Source organism: Photorhabdus australis DSM 17609 (genome assembly GCF_000711895.1).
GTDB lineage: Bacteria > Pseudomonadota > Gammaproteobacteria > Enterobacterales > Enterobacteriaceae > Photorhabdus > Photorhabdus australis.
Genome location: NZ_KL543985.1, coordinates 26,341 through 43,407 on the forward strand (window position 1 = coordinate 26,341; position 17,067 = coordinate 43,407).

The following is a 17,067-nucleotide window of genomic DNA, read 5'->3' on the forward strand; positions in this document are numbered from 1 at the left end:
TCTTGACGTCCTTCTTGACGTGCTTTATGTTCCAATCTTTGTGCTATTGTCATCAGTACCTCCTCATACCTCGGGGACTGTTCTGCCAGTCGCCGAATAAAACCCTCTGGATCGGCGGTATCTCCCACCTGTAATAAGTAGTTTAGCACGCTTTTTAGCTGTTCATCCGTATAGTAATCATACGTCAGCAGTATAACCAACTCTTGCAGCAGCTCTGCCATATCTCGCTGCCGGATATGCTTTTGCACCATTTCCAGTAGCGCGACCCGTTTGTGCGTCAAGATTTCATCATCCGGGATTACCGTCACATCTACCAGCGGGAATTTATTGGAATAGATTTCCTCCGCCAGAGCCGGATCATCGAAACAGTCGAGCCAATTGGTACTCCAGGGATACGGCTGTATTTTACCGTGATAGAACAACACCGGAATGACCAGCGGCAATTTTTCATGTCCCTGCTCTAGATGCCGTTGCATGGCTGAAATACCGTAGCGCATTAATCGAAATGCCATCATTTTGTCCGGGGAACTTTGGTGCTCGATCACACAATACACATAACCGTCACCCTGAGCCGTTTTCAATGAATACAAAATGTCGGAATAATGCGCCCGCAGATTGTCTTCAATAAACGACCCTGATTCCAACCGCAGTGTATCCAGATCACAAACTGCCCGTAATGTCGCAGGCAAATGTATCTCCAAAAAGTCTCTGGCAGTATCAATATGACTTAAAAACTGTTTAAAAACAGCGTCATGTGGCGTTGGTGTATTTTTTCTCTTCATCGGTGAATGGTAGCATACTTTCTTTTATATTGAAGGAATATTAAGCAAGAAACCAAGCGGACTGAGATGTCTTGAATTTTCTTTGACAAAAACTTTGATCGTATCTCAGATACTTTAATTTCCTTCTTAAGCGAAGTTCAGGTTAGTTACCTTTCCTGCAAATTTCCGCTATTTACCTGCTCCAATGATTTAAGTAAATGTTTTGCATTAGCGGATGAACGTAGTAAATAAGCAGTTTCTTCAAGGCTTGCATATTCTGCACTTGAAATAATAACGCAATCGCCACCGTTTTGTCTGGTGATCAATATTGGTGCACAATCCTGAATATATTGCGCCCTCCGTGGCGCAATCTCTTTATTTTCCCTACTTACAATTACCGTAAACCATCCGTCTGATTAAGCAGTAGCATCTGAAATCAATTGAGTCGCCGGAGTATCCTGACCAAATCCTCGCAGTCCTACCACATGCACATGTTCGTGGTTTTTAAATACTTTACGAACCAGTTTATAAGTGGTCCCTTTTTCAGGGCTGATATTTTCCGGGGCGGCAATAATCAACTGCATTTGCAGGCGTTCACATAATTCAAACAAAGTAGCGATAGATTTAGCATCCAAACGCGCCGCTTCATCAAGGAATAGCAATCGGCAAGGGGAAATATCTTTACCACGCAAACGGCGGGATTCTTCTTCCCAACTCTGTACTACCATCACCAAAATCGACATGCCGGTACCAATCGCTTCACCGGTAGACAACGCCCCACTCTCCGCTTTCAGCCAGCCATCAGACCCACGGTTAACCTCAACATCCAGCTCCAGATAATTGCGATAATCCAGCAGCTCTTCACCCACGGTTTGCGGCAATCGTTGACCGATATCCACTTGAGGATTCAAACGCTGATAAAGTTTTGCCATTGCTTCCGAGAAGGTTAATCGCTGACTGTTAAATAGATCCTGATGCTGTTCTTGCTGTTCAGAAAGCACATCCAGCAATAGCGCATGGCTTTCACGCACGTTCACATTCAACCGCACACCACGAACTTGTCCGAAGGAGACGGCTTGTAATCCTTGGTTCAGCATGCGGATTCGGTTCTGCTCACGCTGAATGGTTTTGCGAATAATATTTGCCACGCTCTTCGAACTAATAGCTAATTTTTGCTCTCTGGCTGTCAGCTCTTCCGTCAAACGAGCCAGCTCAATTTCCATCTGTTCAATGGCATCAACTGGATCGTCCGTGCGGATAATATCCTGGCGAATACGTTCACGCAGATGCTGATAAACCGCAATGAAGAATTGAATCTTACGTTCAGGACGTTTTGGATCTTCGGATAAACGCAGCGCATCACGTAGATGCTCGTTATCAGCCACCGCCAGACGCAATGCCCCCAACGCCTTATCCGACATGGAACGTAACGCCCCCCCCTCCATATACGCCAGTTCACGACGATGTAGGCGACGTTCAACGCCATTGTCTTTCACCATGCGCATCACTGCGCACCAACCCGCTTTAGCCGTAACCACATGCTCGCGAATTTGATGGTAATCGCGTTCCAGTTTCCGCAGCTTTTTCTGCAAGCTTTCCATCTCTGCTTCACAAAAAGCAATCTGCTTCTCAAGCTGATTGACTCTGGAACGGTTAGTGCTGAGCGCTTCATGAAGTCGATCACGGCGCTCACGGGCACGAATTTCAGCATTGGCATCCGCCTGAACACCAATATCTTTCATCTCCTGCTCCAGCTCTTTCAACATATCTTGTTTGGTTTCATAAGAGCTTTTCAGGGATGCCAGCACCTGGTTAAATTGGGAATACTGCGCTTGCTGTTGACGCAGTTGTTCGCGGGCGCGACTGCGATCCGATTCTGCATGTTCCAGACGCTGACGCAGTTTGTCATTCAGATCCGCATTTTCATTAAGCATACCGGCAGAATCACTGTAGCTAAAATGCGCACGACGCTGCACCACTTCCACCAGCAAAAATGCCTGTTGTTTAGCCTGATGCTGGCTCTGTTTGGCGGTTTCATAGTCCCGTTGCAATTGCTCATGCTGCTGTGGATCACTTTGCAAAACCGCAACCATCGGTTCCAGTTTTGCCAGCGCCGAACCATGTTGTTGCAGGAAACGAGCCGCTTCCTGCGCTTCGTCCAGCTCTTCGCGTATTTCTTCTACGCGATCGATCAAGGTTTCATCCAACAATAATGTGACTTGGGGGATCAGGCGATTTAATGTCGTCAGGCTTTCTTTAGCCTGAGTATATTGCTGGCGCTGCTGTTGGGTCTGTTCTTCAAACCGGGAGAGTTCACGTTCCAGTTCCGTGTGACGCTGCCGCAATTCACGGATTTCGGCTTCCGGATCGATATCAAATGCCACAGACAGATGTTTGCCCACAAACTGGCTAAACGTCTGATGAGCACGCTGAATTTTCTGTACATCAAAAGAGAGCGTGGCATAACGCTCCGCCAAGGTATCGCGCTCCAGATTCAAAACTTCTAAACGATTTTCTCTGGCAGCACGGCCAAACAGCGGCAATTCAGGGTAACGAGAATAACGCCATTGGCGGTCAGAAGATTTAACCAATACCGCATTTGTCTGCTCTTCGGCATTAAATACACTGTCATCAAAGGATTGTGGATCACCTTCAATGAGATAGAGATCTTCTGGGCAATCTTCCAGCGTTTCAAGCTGTGGGCGTACCAAAGAGAGATCGGGCACCACAATGCCGTGGCGCGCCGGCCCATACAGGGCCGAGAAATACGGCGCGTCATCAATGGTGATATCGTCATAAATTTCTGACAGCAAAACCCCGCCGAAACGTTCCGCTAAGGCAATCATCCGGCTGTCTTCTGCACCACTCGGCTGGCTGAGGCGCTCGATCTGCTTTTCCAATTCACGTTTCTGGGCAGCAATTTCATCACGCTCTACCGTTGCCTCACGTTCGCGTTCAAGCAATTGCTGCATGTATTCCGTCACGTCATTACTGCTCGCCAGCGTTTCACCACTCTGTTCACACAGTTGGTTCAGGGTATCTTGCGCTGCCAGCCAGACCGGCGCACGAGCAGTCAGTGACTGAATTTTCTGTTTCAGTTGTTCAAGCGCCTGTCGCATCTCCATACGACGCTCACCGCTTTCATTAACGCTTAAACTTAATGCTTCCTGCCGGGCTTCAAGCTCATTTTGTAATCCTTCCAGATCTTCAGCCTGATATTGCTGTCCCTGACGTTTACAAAATTCGCTTAATAAACCTTCTGCATTTTGTTGGCTGTTCAGACGCTGCTCTAGTTCAGCCAACCGCATCCGCAATGGCTGAACGCGATCCGCCAAATGCTGCTGGGATGGCCAATCACGCAACAATTCACGAGCACTCTGCCAGGCTTCACTGCGACCGATTTCGCCAACCATACTTTTAACCAGTTGATATGCCTGTTCAAACCGGTTATGAGCCGCATCGGCAACACTTAATTTCTGTTCCAACATCAACAGAGCTTCTGTCGCCTGCTGCTCTTTAGCCTGAAAAGTTTCCAGCCATGTTTCTGCATTATCGGCGACAAGATCCGGTAGCTGGCAAAGTTCACGGGCACGTTCCAGCGCTTGTAACGCCTGTTGATACTGAATGGAGCGAGTTTGCTGAACATCCAGTGCCTGCTGATAATCCGCCAACTGGCTTTTCAGCTCATCAACTTCCTGCTCTGCCGCTTCCGTTCTGGCTTCATATTCAGCCTGAAGCTCCCCGGCTTCTTCAACAACTTCTGTTTGTTCTTCCAAACGATAGGAAAGTTCTTCCAGATCCACCTGATAACGATCAATCTTTTCCTGTTGGCGCATGGCTGTCTGCACCAGATTCAGATGATCACTGGCAGCCTGATAATCCGTTTCTAAATCAGAGGAGGCACTATTTTGCTCAGCCAACTCCCGCGCCATTTCGACATGACGATACCGCTCAGTTGCCAGTTGTCTGTGGCTGCCAAACAGTTCACCACGTAATGCCAGTGCTTGATCCAGATGAGTGCGGCGCTCATTAGCATGGCGCATATAGTCAGCTGACACGTAAGCAGTGGCTTCTGTGATCAAGTGCTTGAACAGATCGCGATCAGATTGCGTGACTCGAATAGCTTCCAGCGTTATACGGTTTTCACGTAATGCCGCTTCCATATCCTGAAATGCCTTCCGAACACCGCCGTTTTCCGGCAACAGGTAATCACGCAGTGAGCGGGTAATAGCACTGGAAATCCCCCCGTACAGAGAAGCTTCGATCAGGCGATAAAACTTACTGCGATCACCCGCTGAACGCAGGCGTTTGGGGATTACGCCCAAATCAAACATCAATGCGTGATAATCGGTGATGGAGTTGAATTGCTTGAACTGCACGCCTTCCATCTCATCAAGGCGATCTTTTAGTTCGTTCAGTGGCAACACGCGCGCCTGTCTTTCACCCACATTTTCAGTCAGTAACTGCGTAGGTTGAATAGCGGTTGGCAATCCCTGGATCATAAAAGGTTTGATATCAACTTTACGGTCACGACCTGCAACCTGTTGTAGTCTCACACCGACCACTACCCGCTGATGACGGGAGTTAATCACATCCAGCGTTGAATAACAGACCCCCGCGCGCAACTTGCCATGCAATCCCTTATCACGGGAACCAGAAGTCGCACCAGCTTCGGTCGTGTTACGGAAATGCAATAAGGTTAAATCAGGGATCAGAGCGGTGACAAAAGCCGCCATCGTGGTGGATTTACCCGCACCATTACCGCCTGATAAGGTTGTCACTAATTCATCAAGATCAAAAGTTCTGGCAAAAAAACCATTCCAGTTAACCAGCGTCAGTGAACGAAATTTACCGCGTTCAATCATGGTTGTTCATCTCCCGCGCCCTCTGCTGAGCTATCCGGTGTTTCATCATTTTCACTGTCATCAAGCGATAAGCTGCCTTCAACCGGCATTGCCTCACCATCACGAATCATCCTCAGTTGTACTTCACGAGGATCGTCGCCACTGCGTACATCTGCACCAAAACGGAATACCGCCTCAGTGATGGTAAATTTGCTATTGTCATTTGGCAGGAAATAGACCATTCCCAAACGACGCAGGCGATTAAGCGCAGTACGCACTTTTTCCTGTAATTTCTGTTTATCCAGGTCGGAACCAGAGGATCGCTGGTTGACAAACTTCATCAGTTTGCCTTCATCCGCCAGCGAGATCAGCTCTTCATACAGCTCCTGAGAAGTAAAAATCCCCTGATTAGCCAGACGTTCCGGGCTGAGGTAGAGATAACAGAGGATTTTTCCCACCATCATATCTAGCTCTGATAATACCGAGCGGGGGATCAGTGTCGTCGAACGAGGCCGCAGATAGAAGAAACCTTCTGGTGCACGTATCAACTCCACATTATAGCGGGCGTAAAACTCTTCCAATTGCTCCTGAAAATCCATCAGAAAAGCATGATTATCAAGATCATCCAGCCCAATATGACGACCCGCGCGAAGCTGGCTGTCTAATTCGGGGAAAAGTGAATTGGCTAACGCCTGTGCCAGTTTAACTGGCATAAATTGTTCAATATGTGTCGATGACATGTGCCTGTACCTTGGCTCCGTAATCATTAATCGCTAACCATTCCGCTGGCAACCCAGAGAAATCCGCCTCTGCCACACCCAACCGTACAGCCTGATCCACCAGAATACGTGCCACATCAAAGTGACGAGGAAGCGGATGCTGAGCAAGGTAATCCCTTAACACCGCACCTAAATCCAGTGGACGTTGCTCCTGCTGATATACCAACAGGACTTTTTCAATCATTTCTGCCAGTTGTTCGTTTATTTCACTGAATTCTTCATATTCCAGTTCTAACGGCAATTCGCCCGTCACTTCTTCATTACGTAACGTCAACTCTTCGTCCCGCATATCCAACAAACGCTCTGCATTAGCAACAGTGAGGGTCCATGGGTTATCAAAATAGTGCTGGACGGATTGACGTAAGCGCTGAGAGAAAATACGGTTTTTATCCATATCAATCGCAGTACGGATAAATTTATGTACGTGGCGATCATAGCCGATCCATAAATCAATCGCCTGCTGACCCCAATTGATAATACGATCCAGTTTACTTTGCAGATCAAATACCAGTTTATCAACCAGTTCTGATCCACCACTGCCCATATTCGCATCCTGAACACGCAACAAATTGGCCTGAAGTTTATCTCCAGCTGCTTCTAATGTGTCCTGAAGCTCTCGCAACGTACCTGATGTTTCCGAGAGCAGTTGTTCACAATTGGCAATCGCCGCTTGCCAATCTTGATTCAATAACGCCGCGATATCTTCTTTAACCGAGTTTTGCTGTTCGTCCATCACGCGCTGCGACATATCGATGCTATCGAAGATTTCTGCAACAGAATATTTCAGCGGTGCAAAAACATTCCGGTGCCAGTGGAATTCATCTCCCCCTTCCTCTGCCGCCTCTGCTGCCCGATGCAACTCACTTGCCACTACCGAAAGTTGCATCGAAAGACGTAAGGTGGAAAATTCCCGCTGACGGATGTAGTAGTCACTGATACCGATACCAAGCGGCGTTAAGCGATAGATTGCATTGCCATCGGCCAATTCACTGGTAAAACGATTGAGAAGTTTTTGGCGTACCATATCATTGATGGCATTGTTAGCCCGTACCGTAACCGATTCGGTGGTCTGTTCAAATCCTTTACAAACTTCACGAAAGGCATCAACCAATTCCCCTTCGCTCATCTCTCCGTCAAGGCGTTCGCTGTTTAGCACCGCAATTGCCATCAGAAAAGCTAATCTTTCCGCCGGCAATGAAATGGAAAAATCATTTTTTCTGGCCCAGGACACCAATTCCGGGACAGTCTGGGAATATTCACTCATAATTCTTCCTTTAAAGCTGGCTTGCATGCCATAACATGAATGTAGCGCCCCAAACTGATATAAGGTTCCTGTCGGCAATAACGTTGTTCTAATTCCAACAATGCCGGAAAATTCTCATTCTGTAATTGGCGACTTTGCAAATAATCGTGAAAAACCCGTACACCCGTTTTACCGATAATTGCCAAATTTAATTCAGCAAGCCATTGATATACCTGTTCAGGTGCTAATGGATTTTGCGGAGACAGTGAACGTTTTCTGCGACGTTGCATATTGGGTGTCGCCAAATGAAAATTACCTAAAATAGCATTTCGCATTACCAGACCATTAGCATTGTAAAACATTAAAGACAAAGCACCGCCAGGATTAATGATATTCGTTAACACTTCTATTACATATTTCTGTTCAGTAATCCATTCCAACACCGCATGAAATAATACCAAATCTACTGGCTGTTCTATATATTGGCTAATTTCCTGTACCGGGCTTTGTATAAATCGCATATTTTGGCTGACCCCTTTTTCTTCCGCGGCCAACCTTGCGCGCTGGATCATCTCTTCTGATAAATCACACAGTATCACTTGATGACCTAATTCAGCTAATTGGCATGCCATATTACCCTCGCCGCCACCCGCATCTAAAATACGCAGTGGACGTTGAGGTAATTGAACCAGTAATTCGCTGATATCCTGCCAGACAACGGCTTGCCTGATTTTACCTTTGGTTGTGCCGTAAATATTACGAGAGAATTTGTCTGCAATATCATCGAAATTGCGATCCCGCATGAAAAACTGCCTCACTAATAGAATAAATCTGATTTATCTGTTGAGATTTCATTATGCTAGCTGCTATTTTGGCACAGCATTCATTGACATAACCACTTTTGACTACAAACCGTGGGCCACATGGTTATAATTCAACCAAATTAAGGCAAATAAATGCTATTTTTATTCAAAAAGTACTTGGGGGCAATGTTGATGCCTCTGCCGTTAATATTACTGATTTCACTTGTTGCCTTATTACTATTGTGGTTTACCCGTTGGCAAAAAACAGGAAAAACAGTTCTCACATTTAGTTGGCTTGCGCTGTTTCTGCTAAGCCTACAACCCATTGCCGATAAGCTGCTGTTACCACTAGAATCAATTTATGCTAAAGGTTATCAATCTGATCCCAGTGACATCAATCCACCGGTTGATTATATCGTGGTTCTTGGTGGTGGCTTCACTTATAACCCAAATTGGGCACCCAGTTCAAACTTACTCAACAACAGTTTGCCTCGGGTAACAGAAGGTATCCGTTTATATCACCTCAATCCCGGTTCTAAAATGGTTTTTACCGGAGGTAAAGGAACGAATTCTAAAAGCAGCGCTGAAATCGCCACTATGGTAGCACAATCACTCGGCGTCCCCGCAGAGGATACTATCGCACTAACAGAACCCATGGATACTGAACAGGAAGCTAATGAAGTTGAAAAATTAATTGGTAAGCACTCTTTTATTCTAGTTACCTCCGCCAATCATATGAAGCGGGCAATAACATTCTTTCAACAACGAGGGCTGAATCCCATTCCTGGCCCAGCAAATCAGTTGGCGATCACTTCACCGTTACATTCCTGGGAGAAATACTTACCCTCTTCTTATTATCTGTCTCATTCAGAGCGGGCATGGTACGAAATTTTAGGCACCATTTGGCAACGTATTAAACCATCGAAAGATTTAGAATCCGTAAAAAAATCAGATAATTCTCAGCCGGTAAACCCACAGCCTGAACCGTAAATCACTTGCTGAAAAACCAAGAGAAACGAAAGCGCAATTCATGCTGCGCTTTCGTTAATCAAAGAATAAGTTCAGACAAGTAATTAAATTTCAGTAAATACCTTTCTAACTGCGGCTAAATCTTCTGGAGTATCAACCCCCGCTCCCGGCGCTTTCAGTGCAATTCCCACATGAATTTTTTCGCCGTACCAAAGCACTCGTAATTGCTCCAGCATTTCAATCTGCTCTAATGGACTCGGCTCCCATTGTACATAACGACGAATAAAACCTGCACGATAGGCATAAATACCAATATGACGCAGGAAATTATCACCAATCGTTTCCCGCGATTGAATAAAACCATCACGTTCCCAGGGGATCGTCGCCCTGGAGAAATAGAGTGCATAACCCTGTTTATCCATAACAACTTTTACAGCATTAGGATTAAAAGCTTCTTCTGCATGATGAATCTGGACGGCCAAAGTTGCCATTCCTGCTTTGCAGCCTGCTAAATTCTCTGCAACCTGTTTAATAATCTCTTCTGGAATTAATGGTTCATCCCCCTGAACGTTAACGATAATCTCATCATCGGCAAATTGATATTTGTCGATAACCTCAGCTAACCGTTCAGTACCAGAATGGTGATTTTCATTGGTCAGACAAGCCTCTCCCCCCGCAGCAACAACTGCAGCAACAACGTCGTGATTATCCGTTGCCACAATAACGCGTTTAGCCCCGGAGCGCATAGCTCGCTCCATCACACGAACAATCATTGGCTTACCGTGAATATCAGCTAATGGTTTACCGGGTAAACGGGTAGAAGCAAAGCGGGCAGGAATAATAACTGTGAACATTCCTTATTTTCCCTTATCCAATGGTAATTCGCGAGCTTCGTGATCTAACAAGACAGGAATGCCATCACGCACAGGAAATGCGAGTCGATCTAACTTACAGATAAGTTCGAAATTCTCTTTATCGTAGCTGAGCTTCCCATTACACACAGGACAAGCAATAATTTCGAGTAAACGGTGATCCATATATCCTCCAATTACGGAGCCTCAATTTGATACGGCTCAGAATAACATAAGCCCGGTATCACCGTTAACTCTTGTTATTTGATCTTTCGATCCTTTTCCCAATATCATCCACAGGAATTCAAATAAGGTAAGTTGCGGAAGGTTTGAAACTATCTTCAATAGATGCAAAGCATTGCGAGTTAATAAATCGTGAACACAGACAGCGAGAAACCGGAGAGTAAACGTAATACGTGAATAGGAATCTACTTCGCTCTCCCTCCGGATTCACCGAAAGTACCTTCAAAAAGAGCTATTGCCTTTGCCCGCAACATGGCTCAAGCTCCCTCTTTATTAACGAATAACAATAAAATAACTCCATAGGATAGAGAACTAAAATGCAATTACATCTGCTGCGGCTAAACTATAACCGTTGCGAATAATTGAAAACTCTACATTCTGTCCTTCTGTGAGTGACTTATTTTTTGTATTAGCAATCGCTTTTCTACTGACAAATATGTCTTGTCCCCCATCCTGTGGAGAAATAAAGCCATACCCTTTATTTTCATCAAACCATTTTACTTTACCCATTTGTAATTGTAATGTCATGATAATTTTCCCTTCTGTTCATCTCACAATAATTCAATCTATTGTTTTTGATGTTTGCTACTCTTTATTAAGCTTTCGAATAAAGCTCCATCTCCATTTCAATACTTAAAATATACCCCTCATCCTTCAAGTTGCCTCTTTGTTGGCTGCACTCACCCCGGTCACAGAGTTATCTATACCCTTCATCTTTCAAGCTGCTGCTTTGTTGGCTACGTTCACTTACCCCAGTCACATCGTTATCTATGCTCCTGGGGGTGCGTTCCCTTGCCGCCGCACTGCAACTTGAAATCTATTGGGTATATGCTCCCGGGGATTCGCTCCCTTACCGTCGCGATGCATCTTGAAATCTATTGGGTATATACTTAACTCGAGTAGTGCATTTGCTTGAGTAATTGGGTACAAACAAGTATCCCGCCAACATTGCGGATGCCTGAATCAATGACACAACCTAAATCAATCACACAAAACGGTTGTCCAGCTGTTCAGCCACAATGGATAATTTTAATATCATTCAACAATAGCAAAAAATCAAATAAATCTGGGAACGACGATTAAAATTGTATATATCGACAGAGAATAACTTAACAAGAAACGTTAGAAATCCTTATCAAAATGAAGTTAGCGCAAAAACCCAAGCCCCCACCAGCAATCACTGTATGTTTTTGAAATTTAATCAGGTTTTTTATTGCTGGGTAATAGCGAACAAATTTCATCCAACATGGCTCGCTCCTTTTCTTGCGGTAATTGAGCATCTACCGGTAAATACCACCAATTCGGCTGAGCAAAATGAAAACATTTCACTGCGTCTTTTTCCGTCATCAGTAAATTTTGGTTTGTATCAGCCAGATGGCTTAATTGCTCTTCGGTGTACGTTTGATGATCGGCAAATGCACACTGTTTTTGTAAGTTAGCACCTAACTGTTGCAGAGTAGCAAAAAACCGTGGTGGATGCCCAATGCCAGCCATAGCAACAACATCAGATATAAGGTTCACCATTCGCTTTTCACCACTCACCATATTCACCGCTAATCCACCAGCTAATGTCATGGACAATTCGCCTGACTGAGGCGTACCACCATTTGTAATAATGGTATTGACCGTATTCAACCGCCCTGATAACTCACGCATCGGACCAGCCGGCAGCCACCAACCATTACCAAAGCGGCGCACACCATCAATAACAACGATTTCAAAATCCCGTTGCAGAGCATAGTGCTGTAAACCATCGTCAGTCACGATGATATCCAATGGCGTACTTGCCAATAATGCTTTTACTGCGTCAACCCGTCCTGGAGCAACCGCTACCGGTGAACCGGTACGACGATGAATCAATACGGGTTCATCTCCTGCCTGAATCGTTGTGATATTTTCAGTCACCAACAAAGGATAACTTTCTGCTTTACCACCATAACCGCGAGAAACGACACCAACTCGATAGCCTTTTCTCTGTAGCTGCTCCACCAGCCAGATAACCACTGGGGTTTTACCATTGCCCCCAGCAGTCAAATTACCTACGACCACAACAGGTACAGGCGCTTTCCAGGACTTACTTAGCCCAATTTTATAACTCAATCGCCGTAAGCCACTTATCAGCCCATAAAGGACTGAAAAAGGTAATAACAGCAAATAGAGCCATGATCGGCCTGACCATATGCGTTCGATCATTGTCCAAATTGCATCCGATGTAGTTGCGAATAAACGCCATTTTGCTCCAGCAGAGAGAGATGATTACCTCGTTCAACAATATGCCCATCTTCAATAACCAGAATCTCATCCGCTTTCTCAATGGTTGACAGACGATGTGCAATCACCAGTGAAGTTCTATTCTTCTGCAATTCATCCAGCGCCGCCTGTATTGCCCGTTCGGATTCAGTATCCAGCGCTGAAGTTGCCTCATCAAGGATAAGAACCGGAGAATCACACAACAAGGCACGTGCAATAGCAATACGCTGACGCTGACCACCAGAAAGCAATACACCATTTTCACCGATCATGGTATCCAGGCCGTTATCTAACTTCCTGATAAAATCCATGGCATAAGCCATCTCAGCCGCTTTCTCAATCTCTTCACGGCTGTATTGGTTTTCACTGGCATAAGCGATATTGTTCGCTACTGTGTCATTAAATAAATGCACATTCTGCGATACCAAAGCAACCTGCCCACGTAAAGAAGCAAGTGTATATTCCCTTAAATCATGACCATCAAGCAGAATACTGCCTTCGTTGACATCATAAAAACGGGTCAGCAAATTCGCTATTGTGGATTTACCTGAGCCAGAACGCCCAACTAAAGCAACAATTTTTCCAGCAGGAATATGCATAGAAATATTCTGTAGCGCTGGTTGTTCCTTGGTTGGGTAGCTGAAAGTCACATTACGGAATTCAATATTACCGTCCGCTTTTTTAAGCTCCAATTTGCCATCATCTTTTTCCTGTTCCATATCCAGAATAGCAAACAGAGTCTGACAGGCCGCCATGCCTCGCTGGAATTGCGCGTTAACATTAGTCAAAGATTTCAGCGGACGCATCAACGCAATCATTGATGAGAATACAACGGTAATTTTACCCGCCGTCAGTGTATCCATAATCTCCGGGAAACTTGCCGCATACAAGACGAAAGCCAAAGCAAATGAAGCAATCAGTTGAATAATGGGATCAGAAATCGATGAAGCAGAAACCATCTTCATGCCTTGCTGACGCATATGGTTACTGACTTTATTAAAACGTTCGGTTTCTACTTTTTGCCCACCGAAAATCAGCACTTCCTTGTGACCTTTCAGCATCTGTTCAGCGCTGGCCGTCACTTGCCCCATGCTGTTTTGCATATTTTTACTGATATCGCGAAATCGCTTCGATACGACGCGAATAACCCATGACACTATCGGCGCAATTACAATCAAAATCAGAGATAACTGCCAGCTATAGTAGAACATCAAAATAAACAGACCGATAATTGATGCCCCTTCCCTGACCACGGTAATCAACGCACTAGAAGAGGAAGAAGCCACCTGCTCAGAATCGTAAGTAATACGAGAGAGCAAAGTACCAGTGGATTGCTGATCAAAAAATGATACCGGCATCCCCATCATATGGCTGAACAAACGACGACGCATCTGCATCACCACTTTACCGGAAACCCAGGAGATACAATAACTTGATACAAACCCGGATAACCCGCGCATAACCATCAAAGCAATCACAATCAGCGGCATCCATTTCAGTACATCATTGCTTGCTTTGCCGAACCCCTCATCAAGTAAAGGTTGAAGCAATGAAAGCATCAATGTATCACCGGCAGCATTAATGATCAGTGCAACCGCAGCAACTATCAGCCCAATCCTAAACGGAGAAATAATTGGCCATAGTCGGCGAAATGTCTGCCAGGTAGAAAGGTCTTTATCATTCATTATTGCGTTACCAACACCAAAAGAAATAGCGGGTTATTCTACTCATGATCGCCTCGAATACCAAACCACTGATGATACCAACGTGACATAATTTGTTGCCTGTATCCTGTAATCTCAACATAATCGCTATAAAAACAACCTGTTATCTGCCCGGATACTGCGGTACTACGCCATTCCACCCCAGCCTTGCGATAACGTTGCTGTACCTTAGTCGACGGAAGTCGCCACGGGCTATAACGTGCAACAGAGACAAATGCATACTGTGGAGCAACCATGTGAATAAAGGCGGTAGTAGATGAGGTATTACTACCATGATGTGGAACCTGCAATATTGTCGATCTTAAATTATCTTTTTCTATTCCCAGCAGCTTATATTCCCCCTGTTTTTCCAGATCCCCGGTCAGCAACAAACTATGTTTGCCATCTTCTACACGAATAACACAAGATTCATTATTACCGGCATGTACCACCCTCTCCGGCGGCCATAATACCCGGAAGCTCAATCCTTGCCATTGCCACTGTTCACCGCGTATGCAGGGAAGATGTTTATTATCAGTTAAAGGACTTCTGACAGAAATATCAGGATATTTCCGTTGTAAGAATTCCAATCCACCGGTATGGTCCAGATGATTATGACTAATAATAATTTGTTCCGGCATTAATCTGTGCCAGCGTAAATAAGGAATAATTACTCTCTCAGCGACACTGCCAGTTTCCCAGCGATTACCGGTATCAAAAATCAACGCCTTGCCGTCTTTCTCAATGATAACAGCAAGCCCATGCCCAACATCCAGCATAGAAAATCGCCACAGATATTCTTCATTGCGCCTCAAATAACAGAGCATGACACCTAAAAAAATGCCAATCAGCAACTTATATGATTGCCACCACGCGAATCGCCAAATAATAACGACAAACCAGCCAATAAACGTTATCAAGATGGGAAAACTGCCCGTTTCATTCCATGACTGTTGCAAAACTGGCAAAGGAATCAAAGAAAAGGTTACAGAATAATCGACTAATTGCCATAGTAAGGCGTGAATAAAAGGACAAAAAGTGCTAATTAATGCCAGCATGATCAACGGCACAGTAATAAAAGAAATGATTGGCACTGCCCAGAAATTAGCAAATAGAGCAGAAAAATTAACACCATGAAACAATAATAGTTGGAGAGGAATAAGCATCAACATCATGCCCATTTGCATATATAGCCCACGCAGCCATAACCATTTCCAACCATAACGAAATGGTTCAACCAACGGCGCCCAGAAAAACCAAAACATCAGTGCCATCACTGCAAAGAAGGAGAGCCAAAAGCTGTCAGAAAGCACAGTCAGAGGATCAAATAACAGAATAATTGCAGCGGTCCACAATGCCCACTGCCAGGGGAAACACAGAATATTTCTGTAGCGTAAATAAAGCCAAAGTGTCAAACCCAATAAGGCGCGAATAGCCGGAATCCCCCACCCCGATAACCAAACGTAAATTATTGCAACTATCCAGCCAGAGGTTAGTGGAAATCTATGCCCTATCCAATTGATAGGAAAAAAAAGCTGTAATAATCTTGCCATCCACCAACCAAACATACTGGCAACAGTAATATGCAACCCTGAAATCGCCATAAGATGAGCCGTACCCGTTTGCTGTAATAATAAATTATCCTCTTTGTTTAGCCATCGGCGTTCACCAAATGCTAATGCCATTGCAATGCCACTATGTTTTAACTCACGAATAGCAGGAGCAATATTACTGACCAATCGCTGGCGTAAATTACATTTTTCATCAATTAATTCAGCATGGATCACTTTCCCTGTCAGAGGTTGACGAATAGCTAATGCTCTACGCTGGCTATCATAGCCCCCCTGATTTAGCTGACTATGAACGGGTCGTAATTTCATATTTAACTGCCATTTTTGGCCAGCACACAAAGAATCAGGGATAAAATCCCAATAAGCAGAAACATACAGCGGCGGAAAAATAATTTTATCTTCCGTCTTAATTAAGCGAAGCAGAACTTTGTTTTTCCCCTCATCACCCAATGACAAGCTTTCAACAATAGCCTGCGATATATGCCCTTTCTCACTAAGAAAGATTATTTGTTCAAGTAGGTGATTCCCCTGCCAACATCCTACCAGAAATGCCAGCAATGAAATTGAAATCATCCGGCAAATACAAAATGGCAGAAATAAACAGAATAAAGCTAATAACAAAAATGCAATAATCTGCCATTTCTTAGGTAATTCAGGCAGAAAAAGCAGTGGTATAATACCGATAATAATCGCTATCGCAGCCTGATTAACACTAATTACCGGAATCGGCTGCTTCCAGTTTGTCTTTATCCTATTTATCAAAACTGAAAGCCACATCCTTATTTACCTCTGCTCGTTTACTTTTCCCGGCAAAGTATTTCCTATTACTTTAAAGGTCACCAGAAGCACCTAAAGAATTATCAAACACCTTCGCAGATTAATTTTAATCTGAAAATAATTTCACAAACTAATGCGAACAGCTTCGCAAATACAGAAGCTATTGTTTACTCATTACCTATCAAGCATTACCCTGGAGCTAAATGCAACATTTCGATAATAAATTTGAATAATTTATTAAGATCTTATCTATGTCCACATTATAAATGTACG

13 protein-coding genes are annotated in these 17,067 nt (G+C 44.5%); 1 reads left to right on the top strand and 12 read right to left on the bottom strand.

Annotated features, from left to right (window positions below):
- The 6 genes from BO26_RS18685 to cmoM form a co-directional block, all read right to left on the bottom strand.
- The coding region (locus tag BO26_RS18685) for an Rpn family recombination-promoting nuclease/putative transposase (RefSeq protein WP_036774168.1) at positions 1–782 on the bottom strand (782 nt) is incomplete at its 3' end.
- Between the two features lie 146 nt (positions 783–928).
- On the bottom strand, positions 929–1,156 hold the full coding sequence (locus BO26_RS18690) for a type II toxin-antitoxin system prevent-host-death family antitoxin (RefSeq protein WP_036774170.1): 228 nt from the start codon (positions 1,154–1,156) through the stop codon (positions 929–931).
- Between the two features lie 21 nt (positions 1,157–1,177).
- A complete protein-coding gene (mukB, locus tag BO26_RS18695; protein WP_036774172.1) occupies positions 1,178–5,626 on the bottom strand; it encodes a chromosome partition protein MukB in 4,449 nt (1,482 codons plus the stop codon).
- Positions 5,623–6,345: a chromosome partition protein MukE gene (gene mukE / locus BO26_RS18700; protein ID WP_036774173.1), complete on the bottom strand. Its 723-nt coding sequence runs from the start codon at positions 6,343–6,345 to the stop codon at positions 5,623–5,625. Before mukE ends, mukB begins: the two co-directional genes overlap by 4 nt.
- A complete protein-coding gene (mukF, locus tag BO26_RS18705; protein WP_036774174.1) occupies positions 6,326–7,648 on the bottom strand; it encodes a chromosome partition protein MukF in 1,323 nt (440 codons plus the stop codon). Before mukF ends, mukE begins: the two co-directional genes overlap by 20 nt.
- Positions 7,645–8,430, bottom strand: a complete 786-nt coding sequence (cmoM, locus tag BO26_RS18710) for a tRNA uridine 5-oxyacetic acid(34) methyltransferase CmoM (protein ID WP_036774176.1) — start codon at positions 8,428–8,430, stop codon at positions 7,645–7,647. The genes mukF and cmoM overlap by 4 nt, the downstream gene beginning before the upstream one ends.
- 153 nt (positions 8,431–8,583) lie before the next feature.
- Between cmoM and elyC the strand changes: the two genes are divergently transcribed.
- Positions 8,584–9,420: an envelope biogenesis factor ElyC gene (elyC, locus tag BO26_RS18715; RefSeq protein WP_036774178.1), complete on the top strand. Its 837-nt coding sequence runs from the start codon at positions 8,584–8,586 to the stop codon at positions 9,418–9,420.
- Between the two features lie 83 nt (positions 9,421–9,503).
- Here elyC and kdsB read toward each other — a convergent pair whose 3' ends face one another.
- From kdsB to BO26_RS18745, 6 genes are all read right to left on the bottom strand, one after another.
- Positions 9,504–10,253 (bottom strand): 3-deoxy-manno-octulosonate cytidylyltransferase, encoded by a 750-nt coding sequence (gene kdsB / locus BO26_RS18720; protein WP_036774179.1) that lies wholly within the window; start codon positions 10,251–10,253, stop codon positions 9,504–9,506.
- A gap of 3 nt (positions 10,254–10,256) precedes the next feature.
- Positions 10,257–10,436: a Trm112 family protein gene (locus BO26_RS18725; RefSeq protein WP_036774181.1), complete on the bottom strand. Its 180-nt coding sequence runs from the start codon at positions 10,434–10,436 to the stop codon at positions 10,257–10,259.
- Positions 10,437–10,805: 369 nt separating this feature from the next.
- A complete protein-coding gene (locus BO26_RS18730; protein WP_036774183.1) occupies positions 10,806–11,021 on the bottom strand; it encodes a cold-shock protein in 216 nt (71 codons plus the stop codon).
- A gap of 669 nt (positions 11,022–11,690) precedes the next feature.
- Entirely contained in the window at positions 11,691–12,686 is a 996-nt protein-coding gene (gene lpxK / locus BO26_RS18735; RefSeq protein ID WP_036774185.1) for a tetraacyldisaccharide 4'-kinase, read from the bottom strand.
- Complete coding sequence (gene msbA / locus BO26_RS18740; protein ID WP_036774187.1) at positions 12,683–14,431, bottom strand: lipid A ABC transporter ATP-binding protein/permease MsbA; 1,749 nt, start codon at positions 14,429–14,431, stop codon at positions 12,683–12,685. The genes lpxK and msbA overlap by 4 nt, the downstream gene beginning before the upstream one ends.
- Before the next feature lie 35 nt (positions 14,432–14,466).
- On the bottom strand, positions 14,467–16,794 hold the full coding sequence (locus tag BO26_RS18745) for a ComEC family protein (RefSeq protein ID WP_110882810.1): 2,328 nt from the start codon (positions 16,792–16,794) through the stop codon (positions 14,467–14,469).
- Positions 16,795–17,067: the final 273 nt, after the last annotated feature.

Excerpts from the sequence above, each read along its gene's own strand:
- mukB (WP_036774172.1), bottom strand. The coding sequence starts at position 5,626 with ATGATTGAACGCGGTAAATTTCGTTCACTGACGCTGGTTAACTGGAAT.
- mukE (WP_036774173.1), bottom strand. The coding sequence starts at position 6,345 with ATGTCATCGACACATATTGAACAATTTATGCCAGTTAAACTGGCACAG.
- mukF (WP_036774174.1), bottom strand. The coding sequence starts at position 7,648 with ATGAGTGAATATTCCCAGACTGTCCCGGAATTGGTGTCCTGGGCCAGA.
- cmoM (WP_036774176.1), bottom strand. The coding sequence starts at position 8,430 with ATGCGGGATCGCAATTTCGATGATATTGCAGACAAATTCTCTCGTAAT.
- elyC (WP_036774178.1), top strand. The coding sequence starts at position 8,584 with ATGCTATTTTTATTCAAAAAGTACTTGGGGGCAATGTTGATGCCTCTG.
- kdsB (WP_036774179.1), bottom strand. The coding sequence starts at position 10,253 with ATGTTCACAGTTATTATTCCTGCCCGCTTTGCTTCTACCCGTTTACCC.
- BO26_RS18725 (WP_036774181.1), bottom strand. The coding sequence starts at position 10,436 with ATGGATCACCGTTTACTCGAAATTATTGCTTGTCCTGTGTGTAATGGG.
- BO26_RS18730 (WP_036774183.1), bottom strand. The coding sequence starts at position 11,021 with ATGACATTACAATTACAAATGGGTAAAGTAAAATGGTTTGATGAAAAT.
- lpxK (WP_036774185.1), bottom strand. The coding sequence starts at position 12,686 with ATGATCGAACGCATATGGTCAGGCCGATCATGGCTCTATTTGCTGTTA.
- BO26_RS18745 (WP_110882810.1), bottom strand. The coding sequence starts at position 16,794 with ATGTGGCTTTCAGTTTTGATAAATAGGATAAAGACAAACTGGAAGCAG.